We start from the raw sequence: 15664 nt of genomic DNA, 5'->3' as shown, positions 1-15664 counted from the left end.
AAATAAAGCGTCATGAAGAATTCAGAAATCAAAGGATTGTCTATCGATGAGTTGAAAAGCAAGTTGGCTGCTGAAAAAGAAGGCTTAGCTAAGTTGAAATTCGCTCATGCTATCACGCCTATCGAAAATCCTATGAGATTGAGAGAGGCAAAGAAATTGATCGCTAGAATTAGCACAGAACTAAGAGCGAAAGAGATAGCTCAATAATTAAGGTTACAAGATGGAAACTAGAAATTTAAGAAAAGAACGTATCGGTAAGGTCGTCAGCACGAAAATGGACAAGACCATTACTGTAGCTGTTGAGCGTAAAATGAAACACCCTATCTACGGTAAATTTGTGAGCCAAACTAAAAAGTTCCATGCTCATGATGAAAAGAATGATTGTGGAGAAGGTGATACAGTAAAAATTATGGAAACTCGTCCATTGAGCAAAAGCAAAAGATGGAGATTGGTTGAAATTTTAGAAAGAGCTAAATAATGGTACAGCAAGAATCAAGACTAAGCGTAGCGGATAATAGTGGTGCTAAAGAAGTACTTTGTATCCGTGTACTAGGAGGTACTGGTAAGAGATATGCTTCTGTAGGTGATAAGATTGTTGTTACAGTTAAGTCGGCTATTTCATCAAGTAACCTTAAGAAAGGTACTGTTTCAAAAGCAGTAGTAGTAAGGACTAAGAAAGAGATAAGAAGAAAGGATGGTTCTTATATCAGATTCGAAGACAATGCTGCGGTATTGTTGAATGAGGGTGGTGAGCCTAGAGGAACAAGGATCTTTGGTCCAGTTGCTCGTGAGCTAAGAGAAAAGCAATTTATGAAGATCGTTTCTTTAGCGCCTGAGGTACTTTAATCATTTTTTCAAGTTAGAAGAATTAAGAAAATGAAACTTCACATAAAAAAAGGAGATACAGTTAAAGTACTTTCAGGAAATTCTAAAGGTAAGACTGGAGCTGTTCTAGAAGTAATCCCATCTAAGGGTAGAGCTATTGTTGAGGGTTTGAATATGGTAACTAAGCACACTAAACCTTCTGCCGAAAACCCTGAGGGAGGAATTAAAAAAGTAGAAGCGTCTATTGACATCAGTAACCTGATGCTAGTTGATCCTAAAACAGGAGAAGCTACAAAAGTTGGTAGAAAACTTGATGACAAGGGCAAGTTGGTAAGATATTCAAAGAAAACAGGAGAGGTAATATAAGATGGCTATTCCTAGATTAAAAACAAAATATCAAGACGAAGTTGTAGGAGTATTGAAAGATAAATTTCAATACAAGTCGACTATGCAAGTACCAAAGATCGAAAAGATCTCAATCAATAGAGGTATCGGTGATGCTGTTGCGGACAAAAAATTGGTTGACGCTGGAGTAGAAGAGTTGACAATGATTACTGGTCAGAAGGCTGTTGCTACTTTGTCTAAGAAGGCAATTTCTAACTTTAAGCTAAGAGAAAATATGCCGATTGGTGCAAGAGTAACTCTTAGAGGAGATAAGATGTATGAGTTCATGGATAGATTAATGAACATTGCATTGCCAAGAGTAAGAGATTTTCAAGGGGTAAAGGATAAAGGTTTTGATGGTAGAGGGAATTATACTTTAGGTGTTAAAGAGCAAATTATCTTCCCAGAAATATCTATCGATAAAATCAATCGAATCGCTGGTATGGATATCACTTTTGTGACTTCAGCTCAGACAGATGAAGAAAGTTATGAATTATTAAAGGCATTTGGTATGCCTTTCGCAAAGAAAAACAGCAACTAAGATGGCAAGAGAAGCAATAAAAGCCAGAGAGCGAAAAAGAGAAAAGCTTGTAGCTAAATATGCTGCTAAAAGAGCTGAATTGAAAGCGGCGGGTGACTATGAAGGTCTTGATAAACTCCCTAGAAATTCATCAAAAGTTAGACTACACAATAGATGTAAGTTAACTGGGAGACCTAAAGGTTATATGAGAAAATTCGGCATTTCAAGGGTAACTTTCCGAGAAATGGCTAGCGCAGGTAAGATACCAGGAGTAACTAAATCAAGCTGGTAAAAGTTTAGAGTTTAAAAAATATTAACTAACTTTGCAGCCCCGTTTATTTAAAGGGGCTTAAAAGTATATACTGTAATGACAGATCCAATAGCAGATTATTTAACAAGGTTAAGAAACGCCATCAAAGCGAACCATAGAATCGTTGAAATTCCTGCTTCTAATATAAAGAAGGAAATCACTAAGGTTCTTATGGATCAAGGGTTCATCAAGAATTATAGATTTGAGGATAGTGGTGTTCAAGGTACGATTAAGATTGCGCTAAAGTTCAATCCTCAGACCAAAGAGTCTGCGATTGTCCATTTAGAAAGAGTAAGTAAGCCAGGTTTAAGAAAATACGCTGGAGCAGGGAATGTTCCTAGAGTATTAAATGGTCTAGGGGTTGCGATTATGTCTACTTCAAAAGGAGTAATTACAGGAAAGCAGGCTAAGGAGCATAACGTTGGCGGTGAAGTATTGTGCTACGTTTATTAATTATAAGAAATGTCACGAATAGGAAATAAACCAGTAGCGCTACCACAGGGTGTTGAAGTAACGGTTAAGGGTGGTAACGTTTCAGTGAAAGGAGCTAAAGGTACTTTGTCTAGAGATATTGATACTGATTTTGCCGTTGCGGTAGAAGAGGGTCAATTGACAGTCAAAAGACCAACTGAGCAAAAAAGACACAAGGCACTTCATGGTCTTTATAGATCATTAATCAATAATATGGTTATAGGAGTGTCTGAAGGATACAAAAAGCAATTAGAACTTGTAGGGGTAGGATATAAAGCTGCAACTCAAGGACAAGTTCTTGAAATGAACTTAGGCTATTCGCATAATATTTTTATGCAAATCCCTACTGAAGTTAAGGTTAGTGCTGAGACTCAAAAAGGTAAAAACCCTATTGTGACTTTAGAATCTACCGATAAAGAGTTAGTAGGAGAAGTTGCTGCGAAGATTAGAACTCTAAGAAAAATCGAACCTTATAAAGGTAAGGGTATTAGGTTCGTTGGAGAGATTATTAGAAGAAAAGCTGGTAAAACTGCTGCTAAATAATACGAGAGATGGCAATTACTAAAGAGCAAAGAAGATTAAGAATTCGTAGAGGAATTCGTAATAAAGTTAACGGTACTGTTGAGAGACCAAGATTGTCTGTTTTCAAAAGCAATAAAGGTATCTATGTACAGTTGATTGATGATGCTAATGGTCATACTCTTGCATCTACATCATCGGCAGAATTAGGTAAGTCTGTTGTGAACATAGAAATTTCTAAAGAGGTAGGTAAGAAGTTAGCTGAAAAGGCTTCTGGAGCAGGTATTACTTCAGTAGTATTTGATAGAGGTGGTTATCCTTATCATGGTAAAGTAAAGGCTTTAGCTGACGGAGCGCGTGAGGGAGGTCTTAAATTTTAATTGATTATGTCTAAGCAAAATATTAAAACGCTTAAAGCAAGCGAAATAGACCTTCAAGAAAAGGTAGTTGCGATCAAGAGGGTAGCTAAGGTTGTAAAAGGAGGTAGAAGATTTAGTTTTTCTGCTATAGTTGTCGTAGGTGATGGCAACGGTGTCTGTGGTTACGGTCTAGGTAAGGCTAATGAAGTGACAGATTCAATTACTAAGGGAATTGATGATGCTAAGAAAAATTTGGTAAAGGTGCCTGTATACAAAGGGACTGTACCTCATGAAGCACTTGGAAAATTTGGGGGTGGTTTCGTATTATTGAAACCTGCAGCTCCTGGTACAGGTGTAATCGCTGGAGGTGCAATGCGCGCAGTGTTGGAAAGTGCAGGGGTTCATGATGTATTGGCTAAATCAAAAGGTTCTTCTAATCCGCATAATGTTGTAAAAGCTACTTTTGACGCATTAGCCAAGATGAGAGATCCTTATGCAGTAGCTGCACAAAGAGGAGTAGAGTTATCTAAAGTTTTTAATGGGTAATTAAGATGGCTACAGTTGTAATAACACAGAAAAGAAGTACGATCAACAGACCAAAAGATCAAAAGTTGACTATTCAGGCTTTAGGTCTTGGAAAAATTAATAAATCTGTTGAGAAGGAATTAACACCTCAGATTCAAGGAATGATCAATAAAGTAGGTCATTTAGTATCTGTAGAAAATAAGTAAGAAATAGAATATTCTTAAAAAGATGAAATTAAATACTTTAAAGCCAGCAGAAGGTTCGGTAAAATCTAGCAAGAGAATTGGTAGAGGACAAGGATCAGGTAGAGGGGGGACTTCTACAAGAGGTCATAAGGGTGCAAAGTCTAGATCAGGATATTCTAGAAAAGCCGGATTTGAAGGTGGGCAGATGCCTTTATATAGACGAGTTCCTAAATTTGGTTTCAAAAGTCCTAATAGAGTTGAAACTAAACCGATTAACTTGGATACTATTCAGGCATTAGCTGACAAGGGTATAGTTGTGATTACTTTGGAGACATTATTAAATAACGGTCTTGCTGGTAAGCATGATGTAGTAAAAATATTAGGTAGAGGAGAGCTGTCTGCTAAAGTAGAAGTAACTGCTCATTTGTTTTCAAAATCAGCTATTGAAGCTATAGAAAAAGCTGGTGGTACTGCCACCGCTGTCTAAGCACTATGAAGAAATTTTTCAGCACGATACGTAATATCTTCACTATTGAAGAATTAAGAACCAGAATTTTAAATACTGTTGGATTCCTAATCATTTTTAGATTGGGATCTTTTGTAGTATTACCTGGTATTGATCCGTCAAAATTAGCAGACAAGGCTCAAGGTATTTTTGGTCTTTTGGACGCTTTTCTAGGCGGTGCGTTTAGTAATGCTTCGATATTTGGATTAGGAATTATGCCGTATATATCGGCATCAATCGTAATTCAATTGTTAACTATGGCTGTTCCTTATTTCCAGAAACTACAAAAGGAAGGGGATAGCGGTAGAAAGAAGATAAATCAAATTACTAGAGTGTTGACGATTGGAATCACCTTTGCACAAGGTGGTGCATATTTAGCGGCTTCAATACCGGCTGAAGCAATTGTTGTTCAGAATAAGTTTTTATTCAATGCCTCTGCTTTGACTATACTGACTGCAGGTACTATTTTTTGCATGTGGTTAGGTGAAAAAATAACTGATAAAGGAATAGGAAATGGGATATCAATGTTGATTATGATTGGTATCATTTCGAGGTTTCCTGGTAGTATTGTTCAGGAAGCAATGACTAGAGGCATGGGAGGAGCATTGTTTTTTCTTTTAGAAATAGTAGCGTTGTTTTTTGTAGTTATGGCTGTTGTTTTATTGACTCAGGCAGTTAGAAGAATACCGGTACAGTACGCAAAACAAGTCGTAGGTAATAAGGTTTACGGGGGGCAAAGACAGTATATTCCTATAAAAGTAAATAGTGCTGGTGTAATGCCAATAATTTTTGCACAGTCTTTAATGTTTTTGCCTGCTATGGTGGCTGGGTATTTTGCTGAATCAAGTGATGTGGCTCAATTTATAGGCGCTACGTTCTCTAATTTTCAGTCTTGGCAGTACAATTTGACATTCGCAATTATGATTGTATTGTTTACTTTCTTTTATACTGCTATTTCTATTAATCCAAATCAGATTGCAGACGATATGAAGAGAAATGGTGGATTTATCCCGGGTGTAAAGCCAGGAGCGGCCACTTCTGAATTTATAGATACTGTGCTAACTAGAGTTACACTTCCTGGTTCATTGTTTTTAGCAATAGTAGCAATACTTCCAGCTTTTGCACAAATGGCAGGTGTGAGTGGTAATTTTGCACAGTTCTTTGGAGGTACGTCTTTGTTGATAATGGTAGGCGTAATTCTTGATACCCTACAGCAGATAGAAAGTTATTTGTTAATGAGGCATTATGAAGGAATGATGAAGTCTGGCAAAATACGAGGTAGGTCACAAAACATCGCAGTAGCGTAATTAAAGATATGGCTAAGCAAGCTTCTATAGAGCAGGACGGTACAATAATCGAAGCATTGTCGAATGCAATGTTTAGAGTGGAATTGGAAAATGGGCATGAGGTTATAGCCCATATTTCAGGTAAGATGAGAATGCATTACATCAAAATCCTACCTGGAGACAAAGTGAAGATGGAGATGTCTCCATATGATTTGACAAAAGGTAGAATAGTATATCGCTATAAGTAAAAAGACATGAAAGTTAAAGCGTCTGTTAAAAAGCGTAGTGCGGATTGTAAAGTAATCCGTAGAAACGGTAAGGTTTACGTGATTAATAAAAAGAACCCAAGGTTTAAGCAAAGACAAGGATAATTATGGCTAGGATAGCAGGAGTAGATATTCCAGGTAATAAAAGAGGTGAAATAGCTCTTACCTATATTTTCGGAATTGGACGTAGTTCAGCTCAAAGAATTTTGACTGAAGCCGGCATTGATTGGAACACAAAGGCAGATGAGTGGTCTGAAGAGCAAGCTGGTAAAGTTAGAGCCATTATTTCAGAGAACTTTAGAGTGGAAGGAGTACTTAAATCTGAAGTTCAGCTTAATATAAAGCGTTTGATGGATATTGGATGTTACAGAGGACTTAGACATAGAAAAGGTCTACCAGTTCGTGGTCAGCATACGAAAAACAACGCAAGAACTAGAAAAGGAAAGAGAAAAACAGTTGCTAACAAGAAGATAGCTACTAAATAATTTTTGACATGGCTGACAAAAGAAAAGATAAAGGAAGAAAAAGAGTCGTAGTAGTAGAGCCTGTTGGTCAAGCTCACATCAAGGCTTCTTTTAACAATATTATTATCTCTTTGACTAATAATTCAGGACAAGTAGTGTCATGGGCGTCTGCTGGTAAAATGGGTTTCAAAGGCTCTAAGAAAAACACGCCATATGCTGCACAAGTAGCAGCTCAGGATTGTGCTCAAAAGGCTTACGAACTAGGCCTTAGAAAAGTAGAGGTTTTTGTAAAGGGACCAGGTGCTGGTAGAGAATCTGCTATCAGAACGCTTCAAAATTCAGGTATAGAGGTTACTATGATCAAAGATGTAACTCCTTTACCTCATAATGGATGTAGAGCGCCTAAGAGAAGAAGAGTTTAATTCATAAGGATTTATAAGAAATGGCAAGGTATAGAGGACCAAAAACTAAGATAGCTCGTAAATTTAACGATCCTATTTTCGGCCCAGATAAAGTATTAGCTAAGAAAAATTACCCTCCAGGACAACACGGTAGAGGCAGAAGAAAAAAGCAGTCTGAATATGCTATACAGTTAGCAGAAAAGCAAAAGGCTAAGTATACTTATGGATTATTAGAAAAGCAGTTTTCTAATCTTTTTGATCATGCTTCTAGAAAGAGTGGTATCACAGGTACTATTCTGCTGCAAATGTTAGAATCAAGATTAGACAATACTGTTTTCAGATTAGGTATAGCTCCTACTAGAAGTGCAGCTAGACAATTAGTTCTTCATAAGCATATTACGGTAAATGGAGAAGTAGTCAATATTCCTTCGTTTTCATTGAAATTAGGAGATATAGTAGCAGTAAGAGAAAAGTCTAAATCATTAGAGGCTGTAACTACGAGTTTATCAAGAGGATCGGTCAGTAAATACCCTTGGTTAGAATGGGATGGATCTTCAATGTCTGGAAAAATAACGGTTTTACCTACAAGGGAAGAGATTCCAGAAAACATAAAGGAGCAATTAATCGTCGAATTGTACTCTAAGTAATAAATTAATTTTTTTAATAAAGGAATTATTATGTCAATACTAGCATTTCAAATGCCTGAGAAGGTGGTTATGGAGAAAGCTGATGACTTTCATGGCTTATTTACTTTCAAACCATTAGAGCAGGGCTACGGTGTAACTGTAGGTAATGCATTAAGAAGAATATTGTTGTCTTCATTAGAGGGATATGCCATTACTGGTATAAAAATCCCTGGGGTATTGCATGAGTTTTCTACTATTGAAGGTGTAGTTGAAGATGTGTCTGAGATCATTCTGAACCTTAAGATGGTTCGTTTCAAGAAGGTAGCGGATACAGTAGATAGCAAAATAGTAGTGAGCGTTTCTGGTCAGAAGGAATTCAAGGCTGGGGATATCAGTGGTGCTACCTCTACTTTTGAGATTCTAAATCCAGATCATGTAATATGTAATTTGGATGAATCTGTAAATTTTGAGATTGAATTGACAATCGAAAAAGGTAGAGGATATGTGACAGCAGAGGAAAATAAACCAGAAGAGCAAATTTTTGGCTTTATTCCGATTGATGCCATCTTCACTCCAATAAAAAATGTGAAGTTTTCTGTTGAAAATACAAGAGTTGAGCAAAAGACGGATTATGAGCAGTTACTGTTGGATATCGAAACTGATGGGTCGATTCATCCAGAAAACGCTCTTAAAGGTGCTGCTAATATTTTGATCCAGCACTTTATGTTGTTCTCTGATCAAACAATGATTTTAGATTCATTAGATACTGGAGAACCAGAAGCTGTAGATGAAGAATTATTGCACATGAGAAAGCTTCTAAAAACAGGATTAAATGATTTAGATCTTTCCGTAAGAGCTTATAATTGTTTGAAGGCTGCAGATGTGGCTACTTTAGGTGATCTTGTAAGGTTAGAGATTTCAGATATGATGAAATTTAGAAATTTCGGAAAGAAATCGTTAGCTGAACTTGAGCAGTTGGTGGCAGATAAGAATTTGACTTTTGGCATGGATTTGTCAAAATACAAACTAGACGAGGAGTAAAATAATGAGACACGGGAAGAAATTTAATCATTTAGGTAGAACTGCATCTCATAGAGGTGCTATGCTATCGAATATGGCGTCTTCATTGATTTTGAATAAAAGAATCACTACGACAGTAGCGAAGGCAAAAGCATTGAAGAAATACGTAGAGCCAATTATAACTAAGGCTAAGGCTGATACTACACACTCAAGGAGAGTTGTATTTTCATACCTTCAGAATAAGGAATCTGTAACCACACTTTTTGGTGAAGTAGCGGAGAAAGTAGCCACTAGACCGGGTGGATATACTAGAATATTTAAAACTGGAACTAGACAAGGTGATAATGCAGAAATGGTTGTTATGGAACTTGTTGACTTCAATGAGTTATTGCTTCAAGAAGCAGCTCCTGCTAAAACTAAGACGAGAAGAAGTAGAAGAGGCGGAAAGAAGGCTGAAGCTGTTGAAGCTTCTTCAGTAGTAGAAGAGGCTGAAGTTATTAAGGAAGTAGAATCAGAAGAGGCTAAAATTGAATCAGAAGAATCTTCTGATAATGATGCAAGTACTGATTCTGAAAAAGAAGATAAGCAGTAATTATACTGATTAGTAACATATTGAAGCCATCTCGATTGTAATCGAGATGGCTTTTTTTATATCGTAACTTTTATTCAAATTTGCGGGGAAAATTCACCCCACCCTCAACTGAGAAGTATGAAAATTAAAGACAGAAAGAAGGCATATCTTTTATTAGCAGACGGAATGTATTTGGAAGGTTTTTCTATTGGTAGTGAAGGTACTAGTGGTGGAGAAATCTGTTTTAATACAGGGATGACTGGATATCAGGAAATATATACAGACCCTTCTTATTTTGGTCAGATTGTAATAACTACAAATTCTCATATAGGTAATTATGGTTCTTTGGATTTAGAACAAGAATCTGAACATCCTCAAGTAAATGGAATTGTAATTAATGAATTTTCAGAGATTCATAGTAGAGATAAAGCAGAGTCAACGTTAGATGATTACTTGCTTAAGCATGGAGTAGTCGGAATTGCTGGTGTGGATACACGTAAACTAGTAAAACATGTTAGAACTTCAGGGGCTCAAAATGCAATTATAACGTCTCAGATTGATGGCAAAGATGAATTGCTAAAGAAGCTAAACGAAGTTCCTAGTATGGATCATTTAGAACTTGCTTCTAAAGTTACCACTGAAAGTGTTTATGAACTAGGAGAAGGAAATCAATATAAAGTAGCAGTACTGGATATAGGGGTTAAAAAATCTATACTATCAAATATGGTGAGTAGAGATTGTCATTTAAAAGTGTTTCCAGCAAAAACTGCTATTGATGTATTAAAAGACTGGAATCCAGATGGCTATTTTATTTCAAATGGCCCTGGAGATCCTTCAGCTATGGATTACGCAATAGATACAGTAAAACAGATAATTAATGAAGGTAAGCCTACTTTCGGTATTTGTTTGGGGCATCAAGTAATCGCTTTAGCAAATGGTATTTCTACCTTCAAAATGCATCATGGACATCGTGGTCTAAATCATCCAGTTAAAAACATTATAACAGGATTAAGCGAGGTGACTTCACAAAATCACGGTTTCGCTGTTGATTCAGAATCTCTCGAAAAATCAGATAATGTAGAGCTTACCCATATTAATCTTAATGATAATACGGTAGCTGGAATTCGTATGAAGGATAAGCCAGTTTTCTCGGTGCAACACCACCCAGAAGCTTCTCCAGGACCACATGATTCTAGATACCTTTTTGACGATTTTATTGAACTAATTAAAAAACACAAGTCATGAGTTTGATCGAAAGTGTATTTGCAAGACAAATACTGGATTCAAGAGGAAATCCAACAGTTGAAGTGGATGTTGTAACTGAGAGCGGTGTTCTAGGTAGAGCTGCTGTTCCTTCAGGTGCTTCTACTGGGGTAAACGAAGCTGTAGAGCTTAGAGACGCTGATAAAGGAACCTACCTTGGTAAAGGAGTTTTGAAAGCTGTTGAAAACGTAAACACTACTATCCAAAACGAATTGATCGGTCTATCTGTTTTTGATCAGAGATATATTGACCAACTAATGATCAACTTGGACGGTACTGACACTAAATCTAAGCTAGGAGCTAACGCAATATTAGGTGTTTCTTTAGCAGTAGCTAAAGCAGCAGCTGAAGAGTTAGGATTGCCATTATTCAGATACATTGGAGGAACTAATGCCTATACGCTGCCTGTTCCAATGATGAACATCATAAATGGTGGATCTCATTCAGATGCTACTATAGCTTTTCAAGAGTTCATGATTAGACCTGTAGGGGCTGAGACTTTCTCACAGGCTATGCAAATGGGGGCAGAAACTTTCCATGCTTTGAAGAAAATTTTGAAGGAAAAAGGATTGAGTACTGCAGTAGGTGATGAAGGAGGGTTTGCTCCTGCGTTTACAGGTGGTACAGAAGAGGCTCTTGATAGCGTAATTAAAGCAATTGAGGCAGCTGGATACAAACCAGGTGAACAAATCACTATCGGTCTTGACTGTGCTTCTTCAGAATTCTATGTTGATGGTAAATACGACTACTCTAAGTTTGAAGGACCAAATGGTAAGGTAAGAGATGCTCAAGCGCAAGTTGATTACTTGGCTGAGTTGGTAGAAAAGTATCCAATTGATTCTATCGAAGATGGTTGTGCAGAAGAGGATTGGTCTACTTGGGCAATGTTAACTGAGAAAATTGGTGACAAGTGCCAGCTTGTAGGAGATGATCTTTTTGTAACTAATGTGAAATTCCTTCAAAGAGGTATAGAAGAGAAGTCTGCAAACTCAATTTTGATTAAAGTCAATCAAATTGGTTCTCTTTCTGAGACTCTAGACGCAATTGAGATGGCACACAAGGCAGGTTTCACTGCTGTAGTTTCTCATAGATCTGGTGAAACAGAAGATGCTACAATTGCTGATATTGCAGTGGCTACTAATGCTGGACAAATCAAGACTGGATCTCTTTCTAGATCTGATAGAATGGCTAAATACAACCAATTACTAAGAATTGAAGAAGAGCTAGGAGAAATAGCTAAGTACCCTAGTAAGTAAACCAAGAATCAAATAATGTTAAAAAGCTGTCTAATTATTTAGACAGCTTTTTTAGTATAGGGTTTTAGTGAATTGCGAAATTGATATCAATTGACAAATGCTTTAAGGTCAATAGATCATTAAATATATCTTGTTACTTTTAGTGTATTATTTCACCTGAAAATATTAAAATGAAAAATATTCTAATTGTAATTAGTATAATATTTAGTGTAATTATTAATACACAGGCTCAGGAGGTTAAGGTAAATTCAGCTGATGTCGCCACCTGGTTGAAGAATTATCGCGGTATGATGAATGAATCTAAGAACATAGATTATGAATATCAGGGTGATTTTAAGAGTGCTAAACCAACAGATATTTTGGCATCGATAAAGTCTAATCAACAAGCTTATGCTATTGCTAAAAAGTATGGTTTTGATAATACGGAAGCTATTACCAAGATGATGCGGATTACATATATCTATATGTCTCTAAGAATGGAGGAAGAGCTTAAAAATATACCAGAAGAGTATCAGGCAGTAACTAGGCAGCAGTTAAAATCTATTTACGGTGAAATGAATTTCTCTGATAAAGAAGTGGTTGCTGTCAAGGATAAATATTTAGACATTGATGCTTTAATGAAAGAGCAAGAGGAAAATGGGGATGACTATTAGTTAGTTTTTCTTCATCTCTCTTTTGTGATTGATTAAAACGATTCGTGATTTTGTATTATAAAAATAAGGTTTCTAACTATGTTCAAGCCAAAAATTAAAATACCTACTAATTTCTATTTGATCGTTGGTGTTGGATTCCTATTCTGGATGCTTTTTTTTGACTCGAATGATTTTTATTCTCAATACCAGCTTCGAAGTAAGCTGATTGAACTGGAGCAAGAAAAAAAATACTATCAGGATAAGGTCAAGGAAGTAGAACAAGATCGAGAGGCTTTGTTGAAAGATAAAGACAAGCTCGAAAAGTTTGCTCGTGAAAAATACTACATGAAAAAAGACAATGAAGATGTTTTTGTCATTCTTGAGGAATAAACAAAGAATTCATATGAAACAGCCCGTATTAATTGCGTTATTTTTTTTGAGTTCTACTTTTTGTTTTGGTCAGTATAAAGAGAATTATAAGGGTCAATCAAATAAAAAGAGTACTGGACAAGGAGATTGGCTAGATAAGGTCTTTGTCCAACCTGGTTTAGGTTTGTCCTTTGGAGCTGGAGGAGCCTATGTCAATGTAGGACTTACAGTAGGATATAAGGTGACGGAGAGGTTATCAGCTGGCGTAGGAGCAAATTATATTTATACTAAGATAGAGTCGGATATTCCGTCAACTCCTGATCTTAGGTCAGATACTTGGGGAGGGAATTTATTTAGTAGATATATCCTTATTGGACCTCTTTTCGCAGCTGCTCAGTATGAATTTATGAGTATTCAATATTCCGGTTTTGTTAATGAAAAATTGAATTACGATGCTTTTCTTTTAGGAGGGGGGATTCTTCAAAAAAAGGGTAATATCGGAGTGTTTATTCAGCTACTGTATAACCTTAATTATGACGATGATGGAACTTATCGCGACAATGGACCATATACATCGCCTTATGTCTTTAGTGCGGGTTTGATGGTAGGCTTTTAATAGTGAGCATTTTTGTATGCTTAGTGGCAGTCACTATAGTCTTTTGGTTTTGATTCGCTACTCCTTGATCCAGTAGTTTCAAAATCTCGAAAATATCTGATGCTTCTGGGTCGCTAAGCTTCATTTATTGATCCTTGATTTGAATTCTTATAAAATACCAGTAGATATTCAACAGACTTGGGTGAGAGATTTTTTTGCTTTTTGCCTATTTTGTTTCGTATAATTAGTTGGTCTTCATCTAATATTTGCCCTGATAATAGGGCAAACATGTAACTGAGTAGCTCGACTATTATAGAAATTTAATTCCAAATTTATCTCCTAGCCCTTTCAAATCTTCAATCACTGGATCAAGTAGTTTAATACCTTTTTGGGACCTTTCAGCTTCCATACCACGTTCATAGTCTCCAGGTATTTGAACTTTTACTCCTGAATTAACAGGTTCAGCATTTCGAAACCTTTCAATCCAGTTGTCCATATGACCAAGAAACTCTTCCTTAGGTCTAAAGGCATCCACTCTCATAGCGCCAAAGAAATGCCCAAGCCCTTCGCCTACTAGGTTTGGTAATGGATCAATAAAACTAACAAACGGAGGAACCCAAGGCCCGTAATTAGCTCCAGACAATACAGAAGAGAAAATATCTACAATAGAGCCTAAGATATAACCTTTGTGAGAGGCATGATCTCTATCGCCTCCTAGTGGTAATAATGCACCTCCTTCTTGTACACCCTTAGCGTTAGTTGTAGGCTTACCTTCCTTGTCTTGAACCCAACCTAATGGAGCTTCTTCATTCTTTCTCTGAAGAACTTCCAGTTTACCATTAGCAGCAGTAGTTGTTGCCATATCAGCAACGAATGGAGGTTGTTTGTCAGCAGGAATTGCAACAGAAATAGGGTTCGTACCTAGCATTCTTTCTTTGGAAAAAGTAGGAGCTACTAGCGGACTAGCATTCGTCATCGAAATACCAATCATATCTTTATCAAGAGCCATCATAGAATGATAGCCAGCAATGCCATAATGATTTGAGTTTTTGACGCTCACCCAACCGGTGCCAACATTTTCGGCCTTTTCCATCGCGATTTTCATAGCCTCAGGACCAGCTATTAGTCCAAGAGCTCCGTCAGCATCTACCACAGCAGTAGAAGGTGTTTCATGAACTACTTTGATCTTTGGCTGAGCATTTATTCGATCGACCTCCCATAGTCTCACGTACCCCTTGAGTCGAGCTATTCCATGAGAGTCGACACCTCTAAGGTCTGCACTGATTAGAACTTTAGCAGCTGAAAGAGACATCTCTTCACTGTGTCCCATAGCTATAAATACTTCCTTCGAAAAGTTGAAGAGTTGATCGTATGAATACATATTAATGTAGGGTTATGCTTGTTTCCTATTGGGTAAACCGAAGGCCAATACACCTTCTTTCAAAGCATAGGAAGATATTTTGATAAGGTCAAAGCTACATTCATCAAGAATAGTTTTGGTTACTATAGCTGCCCCAACTATCATGTCGACACGCATTCTAATCATTCCTGGGATTTCAAGTCTACTTGTTTTGTCCTTAGTGATCATTAGATCATAGATACTTTGAAATTCATCTCCTGTTAAAATAGGCTTGTCTTCTGCAGTAGAAACTCCTTTATTGTGAATATCCCAGAAAGTGTCGAATGATCCCGAAGAACCAATTAAGTATTGAGCATTATGTTTCTTACACTCTTCGAAAACCTCCTGCAAAACTGAATGCAGATACTTCTGCAGGTTTGATATTTCTTCTGGAAGAATTGGGTCTGACTTATGATACTCATCGATTAACCTCTGTCCCCCGATTTCATAGCTCTTAAGCCACTTCACATCGAGCTCATCCGCGATAATAAACTCAATACTACCACCACCTATATCTACAATCAATCCCGTCTCATGGTCAAAGTCGATACATTGCTTCACTCCTTGATGGATTAAAAACGCTTCTTCTTCTCCAGACAAAACATTGATTTCGAAACCGGTTTCTTCCTTTACAATTTTTATAAAATCGGCTTGATTCTTCGCACTTCTAACAGCACTAGTTGCAGTTACATAAACTTCCTCTACCTCTAAGTCTTGCAATGTCTGCTTGAAGTCCGAAAGCGTATTGATAGCTCTAGCCACGGCATCATCAGCTATGATTCCATCAGAGATTCCTCCTTTACCTATTCGAACAGCTACCTTTTCCTTGTGATAAACCGAGTTGAAATCATTCTTTTCAGTAATCAGCAAGTGAAAAGTATTAGTTCCCATATCAATGACACCTACCTTCATA

General features: G+C 37.0%; 27 protein-coding genes. 25 read left to right on the top strand and 2 right to left on the bottom strand.

Annotated elements, in window-relative coordinates:
* Positions 1 to 12: 12 nt before the first annotated feature.
* The 25 genes from rpmC (at position 13) to DKG80_RS14770 (ending at position 13373) form a co-directional block, all read left to right on the top strand.
* Complete coding sequence (gene rpmC / locus DKG80_RS14890) at positions 13 to 207, top strand: 50S ribosomal protein L29 (protein ID WP_109832161.1); 195 nt, start codon at positions 13 to 15, stop codon at positions 205 to 207.
* A gap of 13 nt (positions 208 to 220) precedes the next feature.
* Positions 221 to 478, top strand: a complete 258-nt coding sequence (gene rpsQ / locus DKG80_RS14885) for a 30S ribosomal protein S17 (RefSeq protein WP_109832160.1) — start codon at positions 221 to 223, stop codon at positions 476 to 478.
* Positions 478 to 846: a 50S ribosomal protein L14 gene (gene rplN / locus DKG80_RS14880; RefSeq protein WP_109832159.1), complete on the top strand. Its 369-nt coding sequence runs from the start codon at positions 478 to 480 to the stop codon at positions 844 to 846. Before rpsQ ends, rplN begins: the two co-directional genes overlap by 1 nt.
* 30 nt (positions 847 to 876) lie before the next feature.
* Positions 877 to 1191 (top strand): 50S ribosomal protein L24, encoded by a 315-nt coding sequence (rplX, locus tag DKG80_RS14875; RefSeq protein WP_109832158.1) that lies wholly within the window; start codon positions 877 to 879, stop codon positions 1189 to 1191.
* A gap of 1 nt (position 1192) precedes the next feature.
* Entirely contained in the window at positions 1193 to 1750 is a 558-nt protein-coding gene (gene rplE, locus DKG80_RS14870) for a 50S ribosomal protein L5 (protein WP_109832157.1), read from the top strand.
* 1 nt (position 1751) lies between these two features.
* On the top strand, positions 1752 to 2021 hold the full coding sequence (gene rpsN, locus DKG80_RS14865) for a 30S ribosomal protein S14 (RefSeq protein ID WP_109832156.1): 270 nt from the start codon (positions 1752 to 1754) through the stop codon (positions 2019 to 2021).
* Positions 2022 to 2096: 75 nt separating this feature from the next.
* Positions 2097 to 2492, top strand: a complete 396-nt coding sequence (rpsH, locus tag DKG80_RS14860; RefSeq protein ID WP_109832155.1) for a 30S ribosomal protein S8 — start codon at positions 2097 to 2099, stop codon at positions 2490 to 2492.
* A 9-nt stretch (positions 2493 to 2501) separates the two neighbouring features.
* Positions 2502 to 3053, top strand: coding sequence for a 50S ribosomal protein L6 (gene rplF / locus DKG80_RS14855; RefSeq protein ID WP_109832154.1), 552 nt, complete (start codon positions 2502 to 2504; stop codon positions 3051 to 3053).
* A gap of 8 nt (positions 3054 to 3061) precedes the next feature.
* On the top strand, positions 3062 to 3409 hold the full coding sequence (gene rplR / locus DKG80_RS14850) for a 50S ribosomal protein L18 (protein ID WP_109832153.1): 348 nt from the start codon (positions 3062 to 3064) through the stop codon (positions 3407 to 3409).
* A gap of 6 nt (positions 3410 to 3415) precedes the next feature.
* On the top strand, positions 3416 to 3934 hold the full coding sequence (gene rpsE, locus DKG80_RS14845) for a 30S ribosomal protein S5 (RefSeq protein ID WP_109832152.1): 519 nt from the start codon (positions 3416 to 3418) through the stop codon (positions 3932 to 3934).
* A 5-nt stretch (positions 3935 to 3939) separates the two neighbouring features.
* Complete coding sequence (gene rpmD, locus DKG80_RS14840) at positions 3940 to 4119, top strand: 50S ribosomal protein L30 (RefSeq protein ID WP_109832151.1); 180 nt, start codon at positions 3940 to 3942, stop codon at positions 4117 to 4119.
* A gap of 22 nt (positions 4120 to 4141) precedes the next feature.
* On the top strand, positions 4142 to 4585 hold the full coding sequence (rplO, locus tag DKG80_RS14835) for a 50S ribosomal protein L15 (RefSeq protein ID WP_109832150.1): 444 nt from the start codon (positions 4142 to 4144) through the stop codon (positions 4583 to 4585).
* A gap of 5 nt (positions 4586 to 4590) precedes the next feature.
* Positions 4591 to 5910: a preprotein translocase subunit SecY gene (gene secY / locus DKG80_RS14830; protein ID WP_109832149.1), complete on the top strand. Its 1320-nt coding sequence runs from the start codon at positions 4591 to 4593 to the stop codon at positions 5908 to 5910.
* 8 nt (positions 5911 to 5918) lie between these two features.
* Positions 5919 to 6137 (top strand): translation initiation factor IF-1, encoded by a 219-nt coding sequence (gene infA, locus DKG80_RS14825; protein ID WP_109832148.1) that lies wholly within the window; start codon positions 5919 to 5921, stop codon positions 6135 to 6137.
* 6 nt (positions 6138 to 6143) lie between these two features.
* Positions 6144 to 6260 (top strand): type B 50S ribosomal protein L36, encoded by a 117-nt coding sequence (gene ykgO / locus DKG80_RS14820; protein ID WP_073122828.1) that lies wholly within the window; start codon positions 6144 to 6146, stop codon positions 6258 to 6260.
* A gap of 2 nt (positions 6261 to 6262) precedes the next feature.
* Positions 6263 to 6640 (top strand): 30S ribosomal protein S13, encoded by a 378-nt coding sequence (gene rpsM, locus DKG80_RS14815; protein ID WP_109832147.1) that lies wholly within the window; start codon positions 6263 to 6265, stop codon positions 6638 to 6640.
* 8 nt (positions 6641 to 6648) lie between these two features.
* On the top strand, positions 6649 to 7041 hold the full coding sequence (gene rpsK / locus DKG80_RS14810) for a 30S ribosomal protein S11 (protein WP_109832146.1): 393 nt from the start codon (positions 6649 to 6651) through the stop codon (positions 7039 to 7041).
* 20 nt (positions 7042 to 7061) lie between these two features.
* Positions 7062 to 7667: a 30S ribosomal protein S4 gene (gene rpsD, locus DKG80_RS14805; RefSeq protein ID WP_109832145.1), complete on the top strand. Its 606-nt coding sequence runs from the start codon at positions 7062 to 7064 to the stop codon at positions 7665 to 7667.
* 30 nt (positions 7668 to 7697) lie between these two features.
* Positions 7698 to 8687, top strand: coding sequence for a DNA-directed RNA polymerase subunit alpha (locus DKG80_RS14800; protein WP_109832144.1), 990 nt, complete (start codon positions 7698 to 7700; stop codon positions 8685 to 8687).
* A gap of 4 nt (positions 8688 to 8691) precedes the next feature.
* Positions 8692 to 9258, top strand: a complete 567-nt coding sequence (gene rplQ, locus DKG80_RS14795; RefSeq protein ID WP_109832143.1) for a 50S ribosomal protein L17 — start codon at positions 8692 to 8694, stop codon at positions 9256 to 9258.
* Positions 9259 to 9375: 117 nt separating this feature from the next.
* Positions 9376 to 10482, top strand: a complete 1107-nt coding sequence (carA, locus tag DKG80_RS14790; RefSeq protein WP_109832142.1) for a glutamine-hydrolyzing carbamoyl-phosphate synthase small subunit — start codon at positions 9376 to 9378, stop codon at positions 10480 to 10482.
* Positions 10479 to 11756 (top strand): phosphopyruvate hydratase, encoded by a 1278-nt coding sequence (gene eno / locus DKG80_RS14785; RefSeq protein ID WP_109832141.1) that lies wholly within the window; start codon positions 10479 to 10481, stop codon positions 11754 to 11756. Before carA ends, eno begins: the two co-directional genes overlap by 4 nt.
* Positions 11757 to 11926: 170 nt before the next feature.
* Positions 11927 to 12409 (top strand): hypothetical protein, encoded by a 483-nt coding sequence (locus tag DKG80_RS14780; protein WP_109832140.1) that lies wholly within the window; start codon positions 11927 to 11929, stop codon positions 12407 to 12409.
* Between the two features lie 78 nt (positions 12410 to 12487).
* The gene (locus tag DKG80_RS14775; protein WP_109832139.1) at positions 12488 to 12778 is read left to right on the top strand and encodes an FtsB family cell division protein; all 291 of its coding nucleotides are present in this window, start codon (positions 12488 to 12490) and stop codon (positions 12776 to 12778) included.
* 13 nt (positions 12779 to 12791) lie between these two features.
* Positions 12792 to 13373 (top strand): hypothetical protein, encoded by a 582-nt coding sequence (locus tag DKG80_RS14770; RefSeq protein ID WP_162555909.1) that lies wholly within the window; start codon positions 12792 to 12794, stop codon positions 13371 to 13373.
* A gap of 289 nt (positions 13374 to 13662) precedes the next feature.
* Here the strand turns inward: DKG80_RS14770 and DKG80_RS14765 are convergent, their stop codons facing one another.
* A complete protein-coding gene (locus tag DKG80_RS14765; RefSeq protein WP_109832137.1) occupies positions 13663 to 14733 on the bottom strand; it encodes an Ldh family oxidoreductase in 1071 nt (356 codons plus the stop codon).
* Between the two features lie 12 nt (positions 14734 to 14745).
* Complete coding sequence (locus tag DKG80_RS14760; protein WP_109832136.1) at positions 14746 to 15663, bottom strand: Ppx/GppA phosphatase family protein; 918 nt, start codon at positions 15661 to 15663, stop codon at positions 14746 to 14748.
* Position 15664: the final 1 nt, after the last annotated feature.

This window comes from Reichenbachiella versicolor, from assembly GCF_003171675.1.
GTDB lineage: Bacteria > Bacteroidota > Bacteroidia > Cytophagales > Cyclobacteriaceae > Reichenbachiella > Reichenbachiella versicolor.
The sequence above is the reverse complement of the archived record's forward strand: the minus strand, read 5'-3'. Positions and strand labels throughout refer to the sequence as shown.

Coding starts and splice junctions, on each gene's coding strand:
- rpmC (WP_109832161.1), top strand. CDS start 13: ATGAAGAATTCAGAAATCAAAGGATTGTCTATCGATGAGTTGAAAAGC.
- rpsQ (WP_109832160.1), top strand. CDS start 221: ATGGAAACTAGAAATTTAAGAAAAGAACGTATCGGTAAGGTCGTCAGC.
- rplN (WP_109832159.1), top strand. CDS start 478: ATGGTACAGCAAGAATCAAGACTAAGCGTAGCGGATAATAGTGGTGCT.
- rplX (WP_109832158.1), top strand. CDS start 877: ATGAAACTTCACATAAAAAAAGGAGATACAGTTAAAGTACTTTCAGGA.
- rplE (WP_109832157.1), top strand. CDS start 1,193: ATGGCTATTCCTAGATTAAAAACAAAATATCAAGACGAAGTTGTAGGA.
- rpsN (WP_109832156.1), top strand. CDS start 1,752: ATGGCAAGAGAAGCAATAAAAGCCAGAGAGCGAAAAAGAGAAAAGCTT.
- rpsH (WP_109832155.1), top strand. CDS start 2,097: ATGACAGATCCAATAGCAGATTATTTAACAAGGTTAAGAAACGCCATC.
- rplF (WP_109832154.1), top strand. CDS start 2,502: ATGTCACGAATAGGAAATAAACCAGTAGCGCTACCACAGGGTGTTGAA.
- rplR (WP_109832153.1), top strand. CDS start 3,062: ATGGCAATTACTAAAGAGCAAAGAAGATTAAGAATTCGTAGAGGAATT.
- rpsE (WP_109832152.1), top strand. CDS start 3,416: ATGTCTAAGCAAAATATTAAAACGCTTAAAGCAAGCGAAATAGACCTT.
- rpmD (WP_109832151.1), top strand. CDS start 3,940: ATGGCTACAGTTGTAATAACACAGAAAAGAAGTACGATCAACAGACCA.
- rplO (WP_109832150.1), top strand. CDS start 4,142: ATGAAATTAAATACTTTAAAGCCAGCAGAAGGTTCGGTAAAATCTAGC.
- secY (WP_109832149.1), top strand. CDS start 4,591: ATGAAGAAATTTTTCAGCACGATACGTAATATCTTCACTATTGAAGAA.
- infA (WP_109832148.1), top strand. CDS start 5,919: ATGGCTAAGCAAGCTTCTATAGAGCAGGACGGTACAATAATCGAAGCA.
- ykgO (WP_073122828.1), top strand. CDS start 6,144: ATGAAAGTTAAAGCGTCTGTTAAAAAGCGTAGTGCGGATTGTAAAGTA.
- rpsM (WP_109832147.1), top strand. CDS start 6,263: ATGGCTAGGATAGCAGGAGTAGATATTCCAGGTAATAAAAGAGGTGAA.
- rpsK (WP_109832146.1), top strand. CDS start 6,649: ATGGCTGACAAAAGAAAAGATAAAGGAAGAAAAAGAGTCGTAGTAGTA.
- rpsD (WP_109832145.1), top strand. CDS start 7,062: ATGGCAAGGTATAGAGGACCAAAAACTAAGATAGCTCGTAAATTTAAC.
- DKG80_RS14800 (WP_109832144.1), top strand. CDS start 7,698: ATGTCAATACTAGCATTTCAAATGCCTGAGAAGGTGGTTATGGAGAAA.
- rplQ (WP_109832143.1), top strand. CDS start 8,692: ATGAGACACGGGAAGAAATTTAATCATTTAGGTAGAACTGCATCTCAT.
- carA (WP_109832142.1), top strand. CDS start 9,376: ATGAAAATTAAAGACAGAAAGAAGGCATATCTTTTATTAGCAGACGGA.
- eno (WP_109832141.1), top strand. CDS start 10,479: ATGAGTTTGATCGAAAGTGTATTTGCAAGACAAATACTGGATTCAAGA.
- DKG80_RS14780 (WP_109832140.1), top strand. CDS start 11,927: ATGAAAAATATTCTAATTGTAATTAGTATAATATTTAGTGTAATTATT.
- DKG80_RS14775 (WP_109832139.1), top strand. CDS start 12,488: ATGTTCAAGCCAAAAATTAAAATACCTACTAATTTCTATTTGATCGTT.
- DKG80_RS14770 (WP_162555909.1), top strand. CDS start 12,792: ATGAAACAGCCCGTATTAATTGCGTTATTTTTTTTGAGTTCTACTTTT.
- DKG80_RS14765 (WP_109832137.1), bottom strand. CDS start 14,733: ATGTATTCATACGATCAACTCTTCAACTTTTCGAAGGAAGTATTTATA.
- DKG80_RS14760 (WP_109832136.1), bottom strand. CDS start 15,663: ATGAAGGTAGGTGTCATTGATATGGGAACTAATACTTTTCACTTGCTG.